This is a genomic window from Planktotalea sp. (assembly GCF_049680325.1).
Lineage (GTDB): Bacteria > Pseudomonadota > Alphaproteobacteria > Rhodobacterales > Rhodobacteraceae > Planktotalea.
In genome coordinates, this window is the sequence record NZ_JBAUHO010000119.1 from 1 (window position 1) to 19,603 (window position 19,603).

Annotated in this window: 23 protein-coding genes and 1 pseudogene; 9 read left to right on the plus strand and 15 right to left on the minus strand. The window is 54.8% G+C overall.

Features of this window, described 5'->3' with window-relative positions:
• Positions 1–23: 23 nt before the first annotated feature.
• Positions 24–917: an EamA family transporter RarD gene (rarD, locus tag WBC85_RS05110; protein WP_424433634.1), complete on the plus strand. Its 894-nt coding sequence runs from the start codon at positions 24–26 to the stop codon at positions 915–917.
• On the opposite strand, the gene WBC85_RS05115 is transcribed toward rarD, so the two are convergent.
• A complete protein-coding gene (locus WBC85_RS05115) occupies positions 914–1,324 on the minus strand; it encodes a nuclear transport factor 2 family protein (RefSeq protein ID WP_424433636.1) in 411 nt (136 codons plus the stop codon). The two genes, rarD and WBC85_RS05115, sit on opposite strands and share 4 nt — an antisense overlap.
• Before the next feature lie 100 nt (positions 1,325–1,424).
• On the opposite strand from WBC85_RS05115, the gene WBC85_RS05120 reads away from it, so the two are divergent.
• Entirely contained in the window at positions 1,425–2,072 is a 648-nt protein-coding gene (locus WBC85_RS05120) for an RluA family pseudouridine synthase (RefSeq protein ID WP_424433638.1), read from the plus strand.
• Positions 2,073–2,136: 64 nt separating this feature from the next.
• Positions 2,137–2,745, plus strand: coding sequence for a sulfite oxidase heme-binding subunit YedZ (locus tag WBC85_RS05125; RefSeq protein WP_424433640.1), 609 nt, complete (start codon positions 2,137–2,139; stop codon positions 2,743–2,745).
• Positions 2,746–2,807: 62 nt separating this feature from the next.
• Here WBC85_RS05125 and WBC85_RS05130 read toward each other — a convergent pair whose 3' ends face one another.
• Positions 2,808–4,232: an aldehyde dehydrogenase family protein gene (locus WBC85_RS05130; protein ID WP_424433642.1), complete on the minus strand. Its 1,425-nt coding sequence runs from the start codon at positions 4,230–4,232 to the stop codon at positions 2,808–2,810.
• A 166-nt stretch (positions 4,233–4,398) separates the two neighbouring features.
• Between WBC85_RS05130 and WBC85_RS05135 the strand changes: the two genes are divergently transcribed.
• A complete protein-coding gene (locus tag WBC85_RS05135; protein ID WP_424433644.1) occupies positions 4,399–5,052 on the plus strand; it encodes a peroxiredoxin in 654 nt (217 codons plus the stop codon).
• Between the two features lie 230 nt (positions 5,053–5,282).
• On the opposite strand, the gene aqpZ is transcribed toward WBC85_RS05135, so the two are convergent.
• From aqpZ to WBC85_RS05155, 4 genes are all read right to left on the minus strand, one after another.
• Positions 5,283–5,963, minus strand: coding sequence for an aquaporin Z (gene aqpZ / locus WBC85_RS05140; protein ID WP_424433646.1), 681 nt, complete (start codon positions 5,961–5,963; stop codon positions 5,283–5,285).
• A 139-nt stretch (positions 5,964–6,102) separates the two neighbouring features.
• Complete coding sequence (gene pnp, locus WBC85_RS05145; protein ID WP_424433648.1) at positions 6,103–8,244, minus strand: polyribonucleotide nucleotidyltransferase; 2,142 nt, start codon at positions 8,242–8,244, stop codon at positions 6,103–6,105.
• 173 nt (positions 8,245–8,417) lie between these two features.
• Entirely contained in the window at positions 8,418–8,816 is a 399-nt protein-coding gene (locus tag WBC85_RS05150; protein WP_424433650.1) for a group III truncated hemoglobin, read from the minus strand.
• Positions 8,817–8,972: a hypothetical protein gene (locus WBC85_RS05155; RefSeq protein ID WP_424433652.1), complete on the minus strand. Its 156-nt coding sequence runs from the start codon at positions 8,970–8,972 to the stop codon at positions 8,817–8,819. It lies immediately after the preceding gene.
• Positions 8,973–9,052: 80 nt separating this feature from the next.
• Here WBC85_RS05155 and WBC85_RS05160 point away from each other — a divergent pair, with 80 nt between their 5' ends.
• Positions 9,053–9,484, plus strand: coding sequence for an RrF2 family transcriptional regulator (locus WBC85_RS05160; RefSeq protein WP_424433654.1), 432 nt, complete (start codon positions 9,053–9,055; stop codon positions 9,482–9,484).
• A 10-nt stretch (positions 9,485–9,494) separates the two neighbouring features.
• Here the strand turns inward: WBC85_RS05160 and WBC85_RS05165 are convergent, their stop codons facing one another.
• The 8 genes from WBC85_RS05165 to rbfA all read right to left on the minus strand — a co-directional run bounded on the left by WBC85_RS05165 (position 9,495) and on the right by rbfA (position 14,543).
• Entirely contained in the window at positions 9,495–9,968 is a 474-nt protein-coding gene (locus WBC85_RS05165; protein WP_424433656.1) for a tRNA (cytidine(34)-2'-O)-methyltransferase, read from the minus strand.
• Between the two features lie 132 nt (positions 9,969–10,100).
• Positions 10,101–10,370 carry a 30S ribosomal protein S15 gene (gene rpsO, locus WBC85_RS05170; protein ID WP_424433658.1) on the minus strand — a complete coding sequence of 90 codons (270 nt, stop codon included), beginning with the start codon at positions 10,368–10,370 and terminating at the stop codon, positions 10,101–10,103.
• A 146-nt stretch (positions 10,371–10,516) separates the two neighbouring features.
• Positions 10,517–11,500, minus strand: a complete 984-nt coding sequence (locus WBC85_RS05175; protein ID WP_424433660.1) for a calcium-binding protein — start codon at positions 11,498–11,500, stop codon at positions 10,517–10,519.
• A 73-nt stretch (positions 11,501–11,573) separates the two neighbouring features.
• Positions 11,574–11,858, minus strand: a complete 285-nt coding sequence (locus WBC85_RS05180; RefSeq protein ID WP_424433662.1) for a DUF5665 domain-containing protein — start codon at positions 11,856–11,858, stop codon at positions 11,574–11,576.
• Entirely contained in the window at positions 11,851–12,369 is a 519-nt protein-coding gene (locus WBC85_RS05185; protein ID WP_424433664.1) for a DUF1643 domain-containing protein, read from the minus strand. The genes WBC85_RS05180 and WBC85_RS05185 overlap by 8 nt, the downstream gene beginning before the upstream one ends.
• A gap of 40 nt (positions 12,370–12,409) precedes the next feature.
• A complete protein-coding gene (gene truB / locus WBC85_RS05190; protein WP_424433666.1) occupies positions 12,410–13,327 on the minus strand; it encodes a tRNA pseudouridine(55) synthase TruB in 918 nt (305 codons plus the stop codon).
• A gap of 56 nt (positions 13,328–13,383) precedes the next feature.
• Positions 13,384–14,127, minus strand: coding sequence for a phosphodiester glycosidase family protein (locus WBC85_RS05195; protein ID WP_424433668.1), 744 nt, complete (start codon positions 14,125–14,127; stop codon positions 13,384–13,386).
• On the minus strand, positions 14,124–14,543 hold the full coding sequence (rbfA, locus tag WBC85_RS05200) for a 30S ribosome-binding factor RbfA (protein ID WP_424433670.1): 420 nt from the start codon (positions 14,541–14,543) through the stop codon (positions 14,124–14,126). The genes WBC85_RS05195 and rbfA overlap by 4 nt, the downstream gene beginning before the upstream one ends.
• Positions 14,544–14,626: 83 nt before the next feature.
• Between rbfA and dapB the strand changes: the two genes are divergently transcribed.
• Positions 14,627–15,436 carry a 4-hydroxy-tetrahydrodipicolinate reductase gene (dapB, locus tag WBC85_RS05205; protein ID WP_424433672.1) on the plus strand — a complete coding sequence of 270 codons (810 nt, stop codon included), beginning with the start codon at positions 14,627–14,629 and terminating at the stop codon, positions 15,434–15,436.
• 10 nt (positions 15,437–15,446) lie between these two features.
• Here the strand turns inward: dapB and WBC85_RS05210 are convergent, their stop codons facing one another.
• Complete coding sequence (locus tag WBC85_RS05210) at positions 15,447–15,620, minus strand: DUF1674 domain-containing protein (protein ID WP_424433674.1); 174 nt, start codon at positions 15,618–15,620, stop codon at positions 15,447–15,449.
• Between the two features lie 80 nt (positions 15,621–15,700).
• On the opposite strand from WBC85_RS05210, the gene WBC85_RS05215 reads away from it, so the two are divergent.
• From WBC85_RS05215 to purH, 3 genes and pseudogenes are all read left to right on the plus strand, one after another.
• Complete coding sequence (locus tag WBC85_RS05215) at positions 15,701–16,972, plus strand: RsmB/NOP family class I SAM-dependent RNA methyltransferase (RefSeq protein ID WP_424433676.1); 1,272 nt, start codon at positions 15,701–15,703, stop codon at positions 16,970–16,972.
• Between the two features lie 87 nt (positions 16,973–17,059).
• Positions 17,060–18,802, plus strand: a complete 1,743-nt coding sequence (locus WBC85_RS05220; protein ID WP_424433678.1) for a heparinase II/III family protein — start codon at positions 17,060–17,062, stop codon at positions 18,800–18,802.
• A 20-nt stretch (positions 18,803–18,822) separates the two neighbouring features.
• A pseudogene (gene purH, locus WBC85_RS05225) lies at positions 18,823–19,603 on the plus strand (bifunctional phosphoribosylaminoimidazolecarboxamide formyltransferase/IMP cyclohydrolase); the annotation flags it as partial.

Here is a 19,603-nt window from a genome sequence, read left to right on the forward strand (position 1 = left end):
TGTTTGGGGCATAGAGGTTTGATATGACACAACGCCCCAATGAAGATACCCCGCAAGGCTTGGCTTTTGCGCTAACCGCATATTTCCTATGGGGGTTTTTGCCGCTTTACATCAAACTGCTTTCGCACATTCCGCCTGTTGAAATCCTTGCACATCGGGTGATCTGGTCGGTGCCGATCGGGCTTGCGGTTCTTCTTGTTTTGCGGCGGACCAAGGATTTGCTCGCAGCGCTTCGCACACCGCGTATGCTTGCGATGGGCTGTGTGACTGCTGCATTGGTGTCCCTGAATTGGGGCATCTACGTCTGGGCGGTAACTGCGGGCTTTGCGATGGAGGCTGCGCTTGGCTATTACATGAACCCGCTGTTCAGCATTGCGCTTGGAGCCTTATTGCTGGGCGAAACGCTAAGCCGTGCCCAACTGATTGCTATCGCACTGGCCGTAGTCGCCGTTGCGGTACTTATTTTTGACGGTGGCGGCGTGCCTTGGGCCGCGCTTGGCATGATGTTGACCTGGGGCTTTTATGCGCTGGCCAAGAAGCAGCTGCCGATTGGTCCAAATCAGGGCTTTCTGCTGGAAGTTCTTATCTTGTTGCCATTTGCGCTTGGCTATGTGGCGTATTTGAGTGCCAGTGGTGCGTCACATTTTGCGTTGGCTCCCAGCGCCGATACCTGGCTGTTGCTCGGCTGTGGCGTGATTACGGCCGTTCCGTTGATGATTTACGCGAACGGGGCCAAGTTGCTTCGACTTTCGACGATTGGCATCCTTCAATACATCGCGCCGACGATCATCTTCCTGATTGCGGTCTTTGTGTTTGATGAACCCTTTGGCCGTGCACGTGCCATTGCGTTTCCAATGATCTGGCTCGCGTTGATTGTCTACACAACCTCGATGATCCGGCAGATGCGCCGCGCCTAACTCAGCGCAGCTTTATGCTTGAGAAAGGCCGGATCTGTGGCAACGCGGGCATTCATGGCTTCGCGCAGCGCGCCGATGCTTTTGTGTGGGCGCATCACGACTTCGAATGTTTCAATCAACCCGTCATCATTCAAAGTAATCAGATCAACGCCAACGGCGTCCAGATCGCCAATCTTGCATTGAAATTCGAGCGCCCAGTCGTTGCCATCGCCCATCACGCGGCGGTATTTGAAATCGCTGAACACCTGCCCGACGTGGCCCAGCACCGCGGCAACGGCATCACGGCCTGTCCATGTCGCAAAATATGTGGGTGGCATGAATTTGACCTGCTCTGCCAAAAGCGGTGCGATGGCGCTGGCATCGCCCTTGGCGACGACGGATTGCATGTTGGTAATCGTTGGGTGCATGAAGCGCTCCTTTGCTTTTAGCCAAGCCTAGAACGCATTGTTGCAGCTGAGAAGCGTGACCTTGGGTTGAAACCTTTGCGCGCATCTGAGACGAGGGCGCATGAGCTCTGATTATAAACCACCGCAAGACCCGTTAGACATCGTGCATGACGATCATGAGATACTGATCGTGAACAAGCCTGCGGGTTTGCTGTCGGTGCCCGGGAAAGGCGAGCATCTGGCCGATTGCCTGATCGCGCGCATTCAGGCGGTCTTTCCGCAAGCGCTGTTGGTGCATCGACTTGATCGCGATACCTCAGGGGTCATGGTTTTTGCACTGACACCGCACGCGCAGCGTCACCTGGGCCTTCAGTTCGAAAAGAGGATGACGCAGAAGACTTATGTGGCACGCATCGCAGGGCGGCTGGAGCCGAAGACCGGCACTGTTGATCTACCGCTTATTGTAGACTGGCCAAATCGGCCTTTGCAGAAGGTTTGCCACGAGACAGGCAAAGCGGCGCATACTGATTGGCGGGTGATGCGTTATGGAGAAGCTGAGACGCGGGTCAAGCTAAGTCCGAAGACGGGGCGAAGTCACCAGTTGCGCGTTCACATGCTGGCGCTTGGGCATCCAATCCTGGGCGATCCGTTCTATGCCAGCGGCGCGGCGCGGGAACATCCCCGCCTGATGCTGCATTCCGAAGAACTGCGGCTCCGGCACCCCGACGGCGGCCAGAATCTGAAGTTTCGCACGAAAGTGCCTTTTTAAGCGACGGAAGTTTGCTGGCCGCACGTAAGACATTCATTGCTAGGCTTCATAGAGGAAATGATGAATGCCACGTTTGAGTTTCTTGAGCCCGTATTGGCTCTGGCTTGTTTTGGCTTTGCCCGCGTTTGGCATGATTGCCGAATTGTTGACGTCAGATAACGCGCGGATCGTGCATATTCTGGTGCATCCGTCCGGCGAAACCTCGGCCCGTTTACTGATTATTACCATGATGGCCACCCCCCTTGCGATGTTGTTCAAGGGATGGCGCGGGCCACAGTGGCTAAAGAAGAACCGTCGCTATTTCGGTGTCGCCGCATTTGCTTATGCTGCATTGCACACTGGTCTTTATCTGGTTGATAAATCGACACTTGAGCGGATCGTTTCAGAGCTGCCGAGGCTTTACATTTGGACAGGTTGGATTGCCTTTGCAATCTTCATTCCGCTTGCTGTGACGTCGATGGACTATTTCGTTCGTGTCATGGGGCCGCGTTGGAAAACGCTACAACGTACGACCTATGTTGCAGCAATCCTGACGTTGTTGCATTGGGCCTCGCTTCATAATTGGGAGCAGCCCTTGGGCGCAATTGTCCATTTCGCCCCGCTTGCGATGCTGGAGGCTTACCGCCTTTGGTATTGGTATCTGCGTCCGAGCAAAGCGAAGGCTTTAGCATAGGACAAATAGAAAAAGCACCGAAGATGGCTTCGGCGCTTTTCACTTGCATCAAGAGTTTGTTCTTAGCTGTTCCAGCCAGAAACTGCTTTGATCTCAAGGAATTCCTCTAGACCAAAGATACCGCCCTCACGGCCATTGCCGGACTGCTTGTAGCCGCCAAAAGGCGAGCCTTGTGCAAAACCCTGACTGTTGGTTTCAACCATGCCAGAACGCACACGACGTGCAACGCGGCGGCGTTTATCGTCGTCCGGGGTCTGGATGTAGTTGGTTAGGCCATAGGGCGTGTCGTTGGCGATTGCGATTGCCTCTTCTTCGGTGTCGAAGGGAATGATCGACAGGACAGGACCAAAAATTTCTTCCTGCGCGATGCGCATATCATTGGTGACGTCAGCAAAGACCGTTGGTTTGACGTAGTAGCCACGGTTCAAACCGTCAGGACGCCCAAGGCCACCTGCAACGAGTTTTGCTTCGCCCATGCCAACTTCGATCAGACCTTGGATCTTGTCGAACTGCATTTTGGATACGACGGGGCCGATGTGCTTGCCTTCCTCTGATGCAGGACCAACGCGGGTGTTGTTTGCGACCTCTGTCGCGACCGCGACGGCCTGATCGTAAACAGAGCGTTCCACAAGCATGCGGGTTGGTGCGTTACAGGACTGGCCCGAGTTGCGGAAGCAACGATCCGCGCCGTATTGCATCGCCTTCTCGCCTGCGTCAGCGAAGATGATGTTCGCGCCTTTACCACCCAGTTCAAGCGATACACGCTTGAGTGAGTCTGCCGCCGCCTTCGAGATCAGGATGCCTGCACGGGACGAGCCTGTGAAGCTGACCATATCCACATCGGGATGCACGGAAAGTTGCGAGCCAACACCGACGCCGTCGCCATTGATCATGTTGAACACGCCTGCGGGGAAGCCTGCCTCATGCATGAATTCTGCGAAGAGCAGGCCAGAGAGAGGTGCAATTTCGGATGGTTTGAGAACAACTGTGCAACCGGTCGCAATTGCTGGAACTGCTTTCAGAACAATCTGGTTCATTGGCCAGTTCCAAGGCGTGATGCACGCTACGACGCCAATCGGTTCTTTCAGCGTTTTTTCGTTGGCGGTGAAATCGCTTTCGAATTCGAAATTGCGAAAGGCTTTGATAAAGCCTTCAAGATGCCAGCTGCCGGCACCAACCTGCTGGGCGCGGCTTAGGTTGATCGGGGCACCCATCTCCATGGACATGGCTTGTGCCATTTCTTCCTGACGCGCATTGTAAACCTCGAGCAGCTTTTCCAATAGCACAAGGCGCTCTTCTTTGGAGGTCTGTGACCAGCTGTCAAATGCACCCTTGGCAGCAGCGACGGCCGCATCCGTATCAGCCTGAGAGCCCAAGGAAATAACGGCGCATTTTTCTTCGGTCGACGGGTCGATCACGTCGAAGTCGTTGGTTACGGCCGGGTCAACCCACGCGCCGTTGATGTAAAATTGACGATGTTCTTGCATTGGATGTCTCCCATGAAATCCGCAGTTACGAAGTGTTTGGCTTCGTAAATCAGCGGCACTCTGTCACCCCCGTTGCTTTGGTGCAAGAGAGGGGATGTAACATGACTTCGAACATCTTAGATAACGATAGGTCATATTCAACTAACTGAATGAAAAGGAGACCATCATGGGTCTGCGCATTAACGATACAGTTCCAAACTTCACCGCTGAAACCGATCAGGGCACGATCCAGTTCCATGACTGGATTGGTGATAGCTGGGCGATTCTTTTCTCACACCCCAAAGACTTCACACCTGTTTGCACCACAGAATTCGGTGCGGTTGCACAGCTTTCCGACGAATGGGCAGCGCGTAATACGAAGGTTATCGGTCTTTCTGTGGACGGCGTTGAAGAGCACAAGCAATGGAAGGGCGACATTGAAAGCTATGCGGGTGCCAAAGCGGGCTTCCCGATTATTGCGGACGAAGGTCTGGCCGTTTCCAAAGCATTCGACATGCTTCCAGCGGATGCATATATGCCGGACGGCCGGACCCCTAATGACAGCGCAACAGTGCGTGCTGTGTTCATCATTGCACCTGATAAAAAAGTGAAGCTGATGATGATCTATCCAATGAACGTAGGCCGTAACTTTGCCGAGGTTCTGCGAGCTTTGGACGGTCTGCAAACAGCCGAGCGCGAGGGTATCGCAACGCCAGCGAACTGGACAGTCGGCGAAGATGTTATCGTTCCAACATCGGTAAGCGACGAAGATGCGATTGCGAAATATGGTTCAATCGACAAAGTCTTCCCATACCTGCGCAAGGCCACGCTGAAGGGCTAATGCCTTTCGCATGCAGTATTCTGTCAACGAAAAAAGCCCGGCACGAGCTGGGCTTTTTTATGAATTGTTCGGTGAGTTCTTAAAATTTGACCCCTGCCAAGAGGGAAACTTTTGGCAAGGGTCGCGGCACTTTCCGTGAGTGTAGGTGCCGTATCAATGGAACCTGTTTGCCTGCGAAAGCGGAGCAAAAAACGGGGAAAAGCATACCACTTCGCCCCGTATGGAATTCCTTACTCTGCGTCGAGCAAACCGGACTTGAACAGCAGACCAGCTGCGACCGCGCCAATGATGGGGGCGACGATAAACAGCCAAAGCTGAGCGATCGCTGTACCGCCCGCGAAGAGCGCAGGCCCGATTGAACGCGCGGGGTTTACGGAAACGCCGGTCACGTTGATACCGACGAGGTGGATAACCACCAACGCAAGACCAATCGCAAGACCTGCCATCGCAGAGGGTGCGCCCGCGCCTGTTGATCCGAGGATAACAACAAGGAACAGGAAGGTTGCAACGACTTCAAAGATAAACGCAGCACTCATGGAGTATTCGCCAAGATAACCAGCGCCCCAACCGTTTTGGCCAAGTCCGTTTGCAGCAACCGAATAGTCCGCTTTGCCTGTTGCGATTGTCATCAACACCAATGCGCCTGCAATGCCGCCAGCGACTTGTGCAATCATGTAGGGGATGGCTTGTGCGATTGTCATGCGGCCAGAAGCGACGACGCCCAATGTGACCGCGGGGTTGATGTGGCAACCAGAGACGGACCCGATGCCATAGGCCATGCCGACAAGAGCAAGGCCGAATGCAAAGCTGATGCCTGTCAGGCCAATGTCGCCGCCTGCGATGACGGCTGCGCCGCAACCGAATAGTACGAGTGTGAATGTGCCGATAAATTCGGCCAATGGTTTCTTCATGGGATGTCCCTCCTTGTTTTGTGAGGGCATCTTTAGCGTGGTCAGCGCACAAAGAACGGGGAAAAGGATGACCGGACTAACCCAACAAAAAAGCCCCGGCGTTTCCACCGGGGCTTTCAACTTTTAGATCAAGTTAAGATCAGTCGTCAGATTTCTCTGCCGCTTCTGGCGCAACTTCTTCACCAGTTGCTTGATCGACAACTTTCATGGACAGGCGCACCTTGCCACGATCGTCGAAGCCCAAAAGCTTAACCTTAACGTCCTGACCTTCTTTAAGAACGTCGGACGGGTGGTTCAGGCGACGGTTCTCGATCTGAGAGACGTGTACCAGACCATCGCGCTTGCCGAAGAAGTTCACGAACGCGCCGAAATCAACGATTTTCACAACTTTACCGTCGTAAACCTTGCCTTCTTCAGGCTCGGCCACGATGGACCAGATCATGTCGTAGGCTTTCTTGATCGACTCGCCATTTGGCGACGCGATCTTGATGATGCCTTCGTCGTTGATGTCCACTTTTGCGCCAGAGACTTCAACGATCTCACGGATAACTTTACCGCCAGAACCGATGACTTCACGGATTTTGTCCGTTGGAACCTGCATGGTTTCGATGCGTGGTGCGTGCACAGAGAATTCCTGCGCGCCAGAGATGGCTTTGCCCATTTCACCAAGGATATGCAGACGACCGTCTTTAGCTTGCGCCAAAGCCTTTTCCATGATGTCAGGCGTGATGCCCGCAATCTTGATGTCCATCTGTAGCGACGTGATACCGTTTTCAGTACCTGCCACTTTGAAGTCCATATCGCCGAGGTGATCTTCGTCGCCAAGGATGTCAGACAGGATCGCGTAGGAACCGTCATCTTCCATGATAAGACCCATCGCAACACCAGCAACCGCAGATTTCAGCGGAACACCCGCGTCCATCATCGACAGGGAGCCACCACAAACAGACGCCATGGAAGACGAACCGTTTGATTCTGTGATCTCGGATACAACGCGAACGGTGTATGGGAAATCAGTGGCAGCCGGCAGAACCGCCTGAAGCGCACGCCAAGCCAATTTGCCGTGACCGATTTCGCGGCGACCGGGAGGGCCCACGCGACCAGCTTCACCAACCGAATAGGGAGGGAAGTTGTAGTGCAGCAGGAAGTTGGATTTGAAGTTGCCGTGCAGCGCGTCGATGAACTGCTCGTCGTCTCCGGTGCCGAGTGTTGTGACAACGAGGCCTTGTGTCTCGCCGCGTGTAAACAGGGCAGAGCCGTGTGTACGTGGCAGGATGCCTGTCTCGGATACGATCGGACGGATCGTTGTCGTGTCACGGCCATCAATACGCTTGCCCGTCTTAACAACGTCGCCGCGCAGGATGCTTGCTTCCAGACCCTTCATGGCAGAGCCAAGGTTCGCATCTGCAAGCTGCTCTTCTGACAGCGCTTCCTGAATTTTTGCGCGCGCAGCGGCAACGGCTGTTGTGCGCTCTTGCTTGTCAGTAATCGCGAAGGCAGCACGCATGTCTGCTTCGCCAGCAGCCTTAACAGCAGCGGAGAGATCGGAATAATCGACAGGTGCGAAATCAAACGGCTCTTTCGCGCAATCCTCTGCCAGGTCAACGATAAGGTCGATCACAGGCTGGAATGCTTTATGCGCGAAGTTAACGGCGCCAAGCATCTCTGCCTCGGACAGCTCGTATGCTTCGGATTCAACCATCATGACGGCGTCTTTTGTGCCGGCAACAACAAGGTCAAGACGCTGCTCTGGGTTCAAACGCAGGTCCTGCATGTCGTCAACAGACGGGTTCAGCGTGTATTCGCCATCAACGAAACCAACACGTGCACAGGCGATTGGGCCCATGAATGGCGCGCCGGAAATTGTCAGCGCTGCAGAGGCTGCAATCATCGCTACGACGTCCGGGTCGTTTTCAAGATCGTGTGACAGAACAGTACACATCACCAGAACTTCGTTCTTGAAGCCGGGGACGAACAGCGGGCGGATCGGACGGTCGATCAGGCGGGCTGTCAGTGTTTCTTTTTCTGTCGGACGCGCTTCGCGCTTGAAGAAACCGCCGGGCACTTTACCCGCCGCATAGTATTTTTCTTGGTAGTGCACGGTCAAAGGAAAGAAATCCTGACCCGGCTTTTGCTTCTTGGCAAATGTAACAGCGGCCATAACCGATGTTTCACCAAGGGTGGCGATGACACAGCCATCCGCCTGACGGGCAACTTTACCCGTTTCCAGAGTGAGCGTTTCGTCGCCCCACTCCATCGTCTTCGTCGTTACGTTAAACATGTATCGTTTCCTAGTTGGAAGCACTCCCGGCGTTCCGGGTCTTCCGTTCAATTAGTGGCCCCATTGCCACCGGCCTTATTCATCATGTCATGCGCCAAGGCCAAAGCGTCACGTCTCAGATACGGCGCGCTTATAGGAAAAGAAGGTGTTTGGGAAGGGGTGTGATGGTTAGGCTAGATGAATCTGGGGGGCGCATCGCCCGCCAAAACCACGGGAGTTAGTCCCATACTAAGGCCTCGTCCAATTCTATGCGCCAAAGCGGACCATGACCGCGCAGTTTCTGAATCTAGGTTCTGTGCCAGAACCTCGTCGAAAAGCGCAAGCCAAATGGAAAAATGCTCAGCATGGACATTGCCTGCCGCTTTGTGGACCTGCATTGGATTGCCTGCATAAGAGCGTTCTAAAAGGATGGCATTACGCCAGAAAGCAGCGATTTTTGCTTCATGGGGCGTCCAATCGCTTACATGGGCAGCGAAAACAGGACCAAGCGCGGGGTGAACGCGCACACGTGCATAAAAGGCGCGCGTGACCTGGTCGATCTGCGCAGCAGTAATCGGGAACCGCGCGAGCATTCAGACCACCACAATCCAGACGATGATTAATGCAACGACTAGATAGATCAACGTATTAATCATCCAACGAATTAGGCCCGCGTCAGACGAAGGATCGATGCCCATTTTTTCGCATATCTTTGTTCCAGGCCAAAGGACCATTTCGGCGAAATTCATGTGGTGCTTCCTAAATTCGTATTTCAGATGCGTAATTATTAGGGATTTTAAATGCGCATTGCAAATGCTAATTATGTCGCATGCAGTTGGATAAATTCTCAGATTACGCCTTGCGCATCCTTATCGCACTAGAGGCACATGCGCCTGACAAGCTGGCGACCTCTGGCATTGCGCAAATGTACGGGGTTTCTGAAAACCATTTGTCGAAAATTGCAACGCAGCTGGCCAAGAACGGGTTTGTTGTTTCAGAGCGCGGGCGTGGTGGGGGTTTGACTCTGGCAAAGCAAGCACGTGAGATCAGCATTGGCGCGGTTTTGCGCGCTTTGAAGCGGGATCAGCCTGTTGTCGAATGTTTTGGAAGCAACAGCACTTGCACGATCTTACCCGCCTGCGGTTTGCGTGCACCGCTGCTGGAGGCGCAAGAAGCGTTTTTCAGTGCATTGGACGGATATTCGCTTGCAGATGTGGCCAGTGCGAAAACCCCGTTGAAGATGTTGCTGGCATTAGATTGATGTTTGGCGCTTAACCACCCAGTTGAGGACGCAGCGCTTGGTAGATCACGGCGGTCGCCACGTTGGCCAAGTTGAGCGAGCGAACCAGATTGCTTCGCATGGGTAAATGGAACATCCGGTCGTCCATGTCGGTTAATATTTCAGCAGGCAGTCCTTTAGATTCGCACCCGAAAACCAAGTAAGCATCGTCTTGGTAGTCCGGGGCATAAAAGCTTTGCGCGCCGTCTTCTTCAAAGAAATATATGCTGTCTCGTGGCGGATTACGGTCGGCCATAAAGCTTTGCCAATCGTCATACTCGGTTAGGCGAACGTGCTGCCAATAGGTCGTGCCCGCCCGGCGAACGGACTTCTCATCAAGAGAAAAACCATAGGGTTTTATAAGGATCAACTCCAGACCCAGCGCCACACAAGATCGACCGATTGCACCCGTATTGTAGGGGATCTCAGGCGTTACCAAGACCATTTTCAAACACGGATCAGTCATAGGTTCTCGCCTCTTCTGGGCCTGTATGAAATCAGGTTGTTTTTTGTCAGTATCATTACAGCAGCGGGTTAAATACAAAAACGCCTGCGTCTTTCGATGCAGGCGTTCTCACTATTCAGTTAGGTTGTACGCTTAGCGGCGCAGACCCAGACGCTTGATGAGGTCTTGGTAACGTGCCTCGTCCTTGCCACGTGTGTAGTCCAGCAGCTTGCGGCGCAGAGCGACCATTTTCAGCAGGCCACGACGACCGTGGTTGTCTTTTTTGTGAGTCTTGAAGTGCTCTGTCAGCGTCGCAATACGCGAGGACAAGATAGCAACTTGTACTTCTGGTGAACCTGTATCGCCTTCTTTGGTGGCGAATTCTTTCATCAGACGTGTTTTTTCTTCAGGTGTAATCGACATCGGGGTCTCCTTTAAGAGTTAAGGGTTGATGGCGCAGGCCGGGATGTCGTCCAGCAAGGCCCGTGGAGAATCGCCCCACCGCATGTGGGGATGGGCGCGTTTAGGTCAGATTTGAGGGAAAAGAAAGCGAAAAAGCCTGTCTGGTACTAGGTACGTTCGATCAGGCTGATATCTGATAAAGATGGTGCATCGCCTGCTATATTTGCAACGGTTTCACCGTCCGCTTGCACGAGCCAGTGACCGTTCGTGTCCGGGTCTTGAGAAATGCTGATTTCCGGGGCTAAGGAATTCGCGTCATAAAGCACGACCAGCGTATCTTGTCCGCTTTCAAAGTCCCAGATTTGGGCATGCTCCAAGAGTTCGCTGTCGAGGACTGTAATGTCTGCGCCATGTCCACCAGAAACCTGATCGCCTGCTCCAGCAAAGATGGTGTCGTCGCCGTCCCCACCATTTAGAAAATCAACGCTGTCCCCATTTGTTTCGCGGCCGTCTAGCAGATCATTTCCATCGCCAGCCATCAATAGATCGCCGCCCTCACCGCCATCAAGTGTATCGTCACCTGCGTTGCCAACGAGCGTATCATCGCCGCGCCCGCCCCTAAGCGCATCAAAGCCTTCGCCGCCAATGAGGCTGTCATTTCCGCTGCTGCCAGAAAGATCATCTTCACCGACATTGCCGATGAGCGTGTCATTTCCGCCGCCCCCATTAAGGGCATCATCACCTTGATCGCCGAAAAGCGCATCAAAGCCTGCACCGCCAGTCAGCGTGTCATCGCCGCCATTGCCATGTAGCACGTCGTTGCCCGTACCGCCGTCAATCGCATCGCTGCCTCCGCCCGCCATGACGTTGTCATCGCCACCATCGCCAGCAAGGGTATCAGCGTCGTTAGTTCCAAACAGCAGATCGCCTTCTTCGGTGGTTTCATTTTCAATGGTTTGCGTTGCACCATCTTCATCGACATAGGATAGAAAATCGGTGGAAACATCGCCCATCTGAGCGGTATTTACCTGTTCCAGTTCATCATTGTTGTCGGCCAGCTCGTCGTCGCCTTCTGATGTGCTGCTTGGTTCGATCAACATGATTGATCCAAGCGCCAGCATGCCCAAAAGTCCTGCAAGAATCAGCATCATCCACCTCGAAACGCGTCCATAACGACGTGTGCCAGTTCGAGGGCGTCCGATCAAAGCTAATTAGATCAATTGGTTAACGCCCACGCGGTGTGGATGAGGGAATTTCGATCCAATCGATCAGTTGTTTGGTGAAGTCACCAATGATCGGGATGAACTCGAATTGCGCAAGCCACCAGACAAGCAGGGAGACAAGGATCGAAGCGCCTAATACAGAACCCAAACCAAAGGCAAGGCCACGGGTGAATTGAAAAAGAACCAGTCGCCACAAGGAGTTATTGATCCGGATGAAGCGATGGTTGTTGAGTGTTTGAAGCTCAGATGTCAGCTTGTCCAATTGGTCTTGGATCGTATCATCCATTGGAAGTTTCCCAGAGTTTTGGTTGTTCTGAATAGGCGATGTAAAGCGGGTGTTTGGGATGGCCCGCTTTGCTAAGGCCGAGGTGATAAAGCGGTTTACCAAGAGTGCGCAAAACCTGCTCAACCGCTGCGCCGCGCGACATATGTGCGCCGTGCGTGCCCCAGGCTGCGATGATTTGATCTGCTTCTGCGCTTGCTTTGAGAATCGCGGCATCATTGTCAGAACCAATGGGATCGCTTGCGGCCTTCATCTTGCGCGGATCGGTGTCACGCCAGGCGAATATGTTGGTGACTGTGAAGCTCCCGAAATCGAGGGCGCGGGCCCGGCGCTCGCAGCGCTCGACTGTCGGATCATTCTGTACTTCAGTCGCTGTTGAGGGGTTGAGCATAATGAAGTGCACGCGCCGGCCTGACCTGTCCCATTCACGCGACAGCGAATAACGATATCGCTCGCAATCCGAATAGACAGCGGTCGACGGGGCATCGCCCTTTGTGTGGCTTCGAATAATCATAGCGGTGTTATGCCCGAAACGGCTGGCGGTGCAAAACCGTTTACACTGGCGTGCGCACGAACACGCGCGAGGGGTGCAGCTCGCCAGCTTTGTAGACGCCGACTGCTACCGCTTCACCATTCAAGGATGCCCAAGCTTCATCACCGTATTCAACGCCATCTGCGGCAAAGACCATTCCGGGATTGCCGTTGCGCAGCTTTGCGGCGCCTTCTTCGGTGCAGCGCAATTCAACCAGATCATCCAGACCGATTTCTAATGGCTGGATGAAAGCGTCCAGTTCGGGTTTGCGCGCCAGTTCGTTCACCTGATCGAGCGAAACACCGTTTTCAGCGTCAAAGGGTCCAGACCAGATACGGCGCAGTTTCAGCACGTGACCATAGCATCCCAGCACAGCCCCGAGGTCACGCGCGATAGAGCGGACATAGCCGCCTTTGCCGCAGGTCATTTCCAGTTCGACGTGATCCGCATCGATACGATCAACGAGCAGCAATTCTTCCACCCAAAGCGGACGCGCTGCCAGTTCTACATCTTCACCGTCCCGCGCCAGTTTATAGGCGCGTTGGCCGTCGATCTTTACCGCAGAAAATTTTGGTGGAACTTGCTGGATATCGCCAATGAAGCCCTGCAAGGCTTCGGCTATTTGCGCATCATCGGGGCGCAGATCGCTTTCATTTATAATTTCACCCTCGGCATCATCTGTGTTGGTCGCTTGACCCAAACGCACGGTAAACCGATAGGCCTTGAGCGCGTCAGTGATGTAGGGAACGGTCTTGGTGGCTTCGCCCAAGGCAACCGCGAGAACGCCAGTTGCTTCGGGATCAAGCGTGCCTGCATGGCCCGCTTTCTTGGCATCGAGCGCCCATTTGACCTTGTTCACGACCGCAGTCGAGGTCAGCCCGGCAGGCTTGTCCACAACGAGCCAGCCAGAAATATCGCGACCTTTGCGTTTACGTGCCATGGGGGTTCCTCGAATATATGAAAGCGCCGCGTAACGAATTGACGGTCGGGCGTCAATTACTCGGCTGGAACAACCGTGCCAACAATTGGGCCCATTGGCTCGCTTAGCCAGCTAACGCCTGAGTATCCGATCTGCGGCGCATAAAGGCGCGAGATATTGCCATCGAAGTATAGCGCATTCGGGGTCTTTAACGCATCGCGAAAATACGAACCGAACTCATGGAAGGTCACTGCGTTGCGCGAGATAACAAAAGTTGCCTTTCGCTGATCGGGGCTGACCCCAACACCATTTCGGACATAACGCGACGTGCTATCAATTAGAAAACGCGGGTGCAGGGCACCGCCAATAACAAGCATTGGCCCGGACTGGCTCGCATATTTGCACTTTGGTGGCTTTTTGGCGAAAGATCTCGATTCAATGACAGCGAAACTGTTTTTGCCAATGCAGAACACGCCATTTGGCAAAAGGCCGAAATTCCCTGGTCCATCAGAGGTAATCAAGCGCTGGGCTTGCTTGCCGTTTTCCAGATAAAGTCCCACTGGACCGCGATCTTCATGATACATGCCCGCGTTCATGCCGAACGAGAGCTTTTTGCCTTCCAAGGCAAGCACAGAATTGACCGAAGAAAACTCGCCGAGCTTTTCGCCCTTGGAATCATTCAGGAAGAGCCGCAACTCATCTGTTGCCAGATCAACCTGGCAAAGGGCGTATCTGTTGCCAGCATGTTCGGTTTCGCGGCACTCGGCTGCGTGCAATGCGCCGGATAGGCAAATCAGCAGTGCTGAAAGCCTCCAGATCATTCTTCTTCGTCTCCGTCCTCGGCAGGCTCTAGATCACGGCGCACGCTTTCTTGCGACAATAGGCGGCGTGTTTCATCGATTCTGTCGAACGTCTCATCAAGGCGGAAACGCATGTCCGGCGAATGCTTCAACGCGAGCTTCTTGTTAATCAAGTGACGCAGCTCGCCCTTGTTTTTGGCAAGAAGGGCGACAACATCACCTTTGCTGCTGCCGCCGAGGGGCAGTGCATAGACGGTTGCCACACGCAGGTCAGGGGTGACGCGAACCTCGCCTACTGTAATCGACATGCGATTGAGATCGGGGTCATGCACATCGCCGCGCTGAAGGATCTCAGACAGCGCGCGACGTATCAGTTCACCAACCCTAAGTTGGCGCTGCGATGGGCCGGAGCCACTGGAAAATGATTTCTTAGCCATATGACCCATCTAAGCGCTATCGCTGCCTTTGCCAAGCTGCGGCTTGCGCGTTAAGGATGGCCAAAGAGACAAGGAATTTCCCGATGAATGACATCCCCGGTATCGTCGTCACAGGTGCATCTGGCCGTATGGGTCAAATGTTGATCCAGACAATTCAAGAAAGCCCTGCTGCGCGGCTTGTCGGCGCGCTGGAACGCAAAGGCCATGACTGGGTTGGTCGTGATGTTGGCGCTGCGATGGGCGGTGCGGAAATTGGGGTTAAGGTTACTGACGATCCACTTGAAGTGTTTGCGAAGGCACAAGCGGTGATCGATTTCACAGCTCCAGCCGCATCGGTCGAGTTTGCAGGTCTCGCGGCCCAAGCACGCGCGGTTCATGTGATCGGAACAACGGGATTCGAGGATAGTCATCTCGCTGCCATCAAAGCCGCATCGCACCACGCCACAATCGTTCGTGCGGGGAATATGTCGCTTGGTGTTAACCTGTTGACGCAACTGACAAAGAAGGTCGCAGCGGCGCTGGATGAGGATTTCGATATCGAAGTCATTGAAGCGCATCACAATATGAAGGTTGATGCACCGTCTGGCACAGCATTGATGCTGGGCGAAGCCGCCGCAGAAGGCCGCGGCGTTGCCCTGGCTGACGTGCGCGACAGTGGGCGCGATGGCATCACAGGCGCGCGCAAACGCGGTGATATCGGCTTTACGGCCATTCGCGGCGGCGACATTGTCGGCGAACATGATGTTCTATTTGCCGCCGCTGGCGAGCGCATTGTGTTGCGTCATATGGCGACAGATCGACGTGTTTTTGCACGCGGTGCGCTAAAAGCTGCGCTTTGGGGGCAGGGTAAAGCGCCCGGCGAATATGATATGCTGGATGTGCTAGGGCTTTAAGCGGCTGACATCAGAAATCAATCGCGATCCCTTTTTTCTCCCAATCGCCAAATCGCACTGGTTCAGGGCCGTTGCGCCCGCCCAGTTCGGTTGCAAGGTTTAGCGCCTTTGCGTTCTTGCGGCGGTCTTCTGCTTCGGCCAGGGCGCGTTTTGCGGCCTCGGGTAGCTCATTTGAATCGCTCATGCAGGCACTCCTTTCCATGGGGTTGCACCCTTGATATACGCCGCCGGATATAATCGGCAAGCATCGCAAAGGGCGACACAATGGCAGATAACGGTGTAGCAGCGCGCCGCGCGGCAGCAGGATTGCTCGGGCAGGTCTTGGGCGAGCAGCAAATGTTGTCTGAAGCGCTAGGCGCGCCCTATATTCAGAAGCTGTCGTTTGAGGACCGCGCGCGGGCGCAGCGCCTTGCGACAGAAACGCTTCGCTCGCTTGAGCGTGTGGACCGCATTCTGAAGCCTTTCATGCGTAAATCACCCCCGCTTGCCGTGCATAACGTACTGCGCATCGCCGCCTATGAGCTGTGCACGGGCGGTGCGGCGCATGGGGTAGTGAACGATGCAGTCAGCAGCGTTGGTGCAAACAAGCGCACAGCCCAGATGAAAGGGCTTACCAATGCAGTGCTACGCAAAGTGGTCGAGAAGGGACCGGAAGAGTGGGCGAAACTGCGCGTTCCTCGCCTGCCAAAATGGCTGCGCGGACCTTTGGTGCAAGCCTACGGCGCTGAAAACATTGGTGATATCGAGCGCGTTCACTTTGCCGGGGCACCGCTCGACTTGACGGCTAAAGGGGATGCGAGCGCTTTGGCGACTGCGGTCGGCGGCACAGTTTTGCCTACAGGATCAGTCCGAATTCAGGACGCGGTGCAGGTTTCTGCCTTGGCTGGATACGCGGAAGGCGACTGGTGGGTGCAAGATGCAGCTGCGGCGTTGCCTGTGAGCATTCTTGCGCCAAAAGCGGGTGAGAAGATTATTGATCTATGCTGCGCGCCGGGCGGTAAAACGATGCAGATCGCTGCGAGCGGTGCAGAGGTCACAGCCGTTGATACATCTGAGCGCCGTATGCAGCGCGTTCATGAAAACCTGGAACGCGCAAAGTTAAAGGCCGAACTGGTTGTCGGCGATGCTTTGGAGACATCAGGGCAGTATGACGCGGTTCTGCTTGATGCGCCCTGTTCTGCAACAGGGACGATTCGCAGGCACCCCGATTTGCCCATGGTCAAAGACGGTTCCGAATTTGGCGAGTTGATCGAGCTGCAAGCAAGGATGCTGGCCCATGCGATTACGCTTTTAAAACCGGGTGGGCGTTTGGTGTTTTGCACCTGTTCGCTTTTGCCGGACGAGGGCGAGTGCCAGATCGAAGACTTGCTAGAGATGCATCCCGAACTACAAATTGATCGCGAAGCACTGGGTGTTGCGGGGATCGATCCAAGCTGGATAACCGACGAAGGCGGCTTGCGGCTGCGACCCGACTATTGGGCCGAACAGGGCGGTATGGATGGATTTTACATCGCACTGCTGCGCAAACCCGCCTGAGTCGTTTTTTCAGCGGTGACTTTACCTGCCTTGCACGGTAGGGTGCCTTAAAGAAAACGCGCCGAAAGAGCGTATAAGGCAGAGCAGATGTCCAGAGGTAGCAAATGGTCGGCGCGGGTAACCCGTGCCATGCACCGCGTACACGCGCGGCTTGTCACCCGCCAAACGGCGGCGACCGGCTTTGTTTCGCAGCCCGAACCGCGCACGATTGGCAGTTTTGCGAAAGGCAGGCAGTTGTCTGCGGGCAATATCATGTTCGCAGGCCACCTGATTGAAGCGCCTTCGCAAAGCCTGTGGCAAATCCCTACTCCAGATTCCGCATTTGCCGATGAAGCGCACGGCTTTGGCTGGTTAGATGATCTGGCAGCAGTCGGTGACGCCGTAGCGCGCGAAACGGCGCAAGCTTGGGTCTGGGATTGGATCGGAACATACGGGCGTGGCAAAGGTCCGGGCTGGGTTCCTGGTTTAACGGGGCGCCGTTTGATCCGCTGGATCAACCATGCCCTATTCTTGCTACGTGGTCAGGATGCGGATGCATCCAAATTGTTCTATCGCTCGCTTACCCAGCAAACGAAGTTTCTTGCGCGCCGCTGGCACAAGACAGAACCCGGCCTTGCGCGGTTCGAAGCGCTGACAGGGATGATCTACGCAGGGCTGTCGCTTAGCGGAATGGAGGCGCATGTCACGCCAGCAGTCAAGGCATTGGCACGGGCATGTGCTGACCAGATTGATGCCGAAGGTGGTTTGCCAACGCGTAATCCGGAAGAACTGCTGGAGGTCTTTACGCTTATCACATGGGCCGCAGTCAGTTTGCGTGAAGCGGGTATCGTACCGCCTGCCGCACATCTGGATGCTATTGAACGGATCGCTCCGACGCTACGCACTTTGCGCCATTCCGATGGTGGACTCGCCCGCTTTCACGGGGGCGGGCGCGGCATTGAGGGGCGCTTGGATCAGGCCTTGCTCAATTCAGAAGTCAGACACGCGCAGCCAGACGGTTTGTCCATGGGATTTGCGCGTTTGTCAGGTGGCCGCACCAGCCTGTTGGTTGACGCTAGTGCCCCGCCAAAAGGCACCGCATCGCACAATGCCCATGCGTCCACATTGGCATTCGAGCTGACCTCCGGGCGGCGACCGCTGATTGTGAATTGCGGCTCGGGCAAGGTTTTTGGTGAAGAATGGCGCCGGGCTGGCCGCGCTACTCAGTCCCATTCGGTGCTTTCGATAGACGGCTATTCTAGCGCGCGGTTCGCGGCGAGCGGCAGCAAGAAGCGCAAACAGGAACTGCTGGTCGATGCGCCCAGACATGTCCCTGTGCAAGTGAGCGAAGCCCCTGACGGTGTGCGCTTGCAAGCGGGTCACGACGGGTATGATAGTACACATGGTTTGACCCACGCACGCACGCTGGAGCTAACCTTCAACGGGCGTGGCCTCGCGGGCGAAGACATGTTGGTCGCTTTGGAAGAGTCTTCCAAAAAACGCTTTGACGCCAAAATGGACGAACTCAGGCTACAGGGTATCGCTTTTAGCATTCGATTTCATCTGCATCCAGAAGTGGACGCGGCGCTGGATATGGGCGGATCGGCTGTTTCTATGGCGCAGAAGAGTGGTGAGATATGGGTTTTCCGTCATGATGGCGTAGCAAAATTAAGTGTTGAGCCAAGCGTTTATCTGGAAAAAGGGCGACTTCAGCCGCGCGCGACAAAACAGATCGTTTTAACTGGCCGCGCAATGGACTATGCGACGCGCATCCGGTGGTCGCTCTCGAAAACGCAAGACACTGCAGTTGGCGTGCGAGATCTCGTACCGGATGACGATATGCAATTTTAGATTTCAGGACCGAAACTGCCATGACTGACCTTTCCCCTATCCGCCGCGCTTTGCTTTCTGTCTCTGACAAAACAGGGCTGATTGATCTTGGCCGTGCGTTGTCTGATCGTGGTGTCGAATTGCTTTCAACCGGGGGAAGCGCGAAGACACTGCGTGATGCGGGTCTAGACGTGCGCGATGTTGCGGATGTGACGGGTTACCCTGAAATGATGGATGGGCGCGTGAAAACACTGCACCCGGCGGTTCACGGCGGATTGCTGGCGCTGCGCGATAACGCGGCCCATGTCGCCGCTATGGAAGAGCACAACATCGGCGCGATTGATTTGCTGGTTGTGAACCTCTACCCGTTTGAAGAAACGGTCGCCAAGGGCGGCGATTATGAGGATTGCATCGAGAATATCGACATTGGTGGACCTGCAATGATCCGCGCCGCGGCCAAGAACCATGCATTCGTCAGCGTGGTTGTGGATGTTGAAGATTACGACGCGCTTTTGTCTGAACTGGATGCAAACGACGGTCAGACGACATATGCGTTCCGCCAGAAATTGGCGCAAGCCGCCTATGCGCGCACAGGTGCCTATGATGCCGCCGTTTCTACATGGATGGCAAGCGCACTGGGCGATCCTGCACCGCGCCGCCGTGCCTTTTCGGGCACATTGTCCCAGACATTGCGTTATGGTGAGAACCCGCATCAGACAGCGGCCTTCTATACGGATGGCACAGAGCGCGCAGGCGTGGCGACTGCCAAGCAGCATCAGGGTAAAGAGCTGAGCTATAACAACATCAACGACACGGATGCAG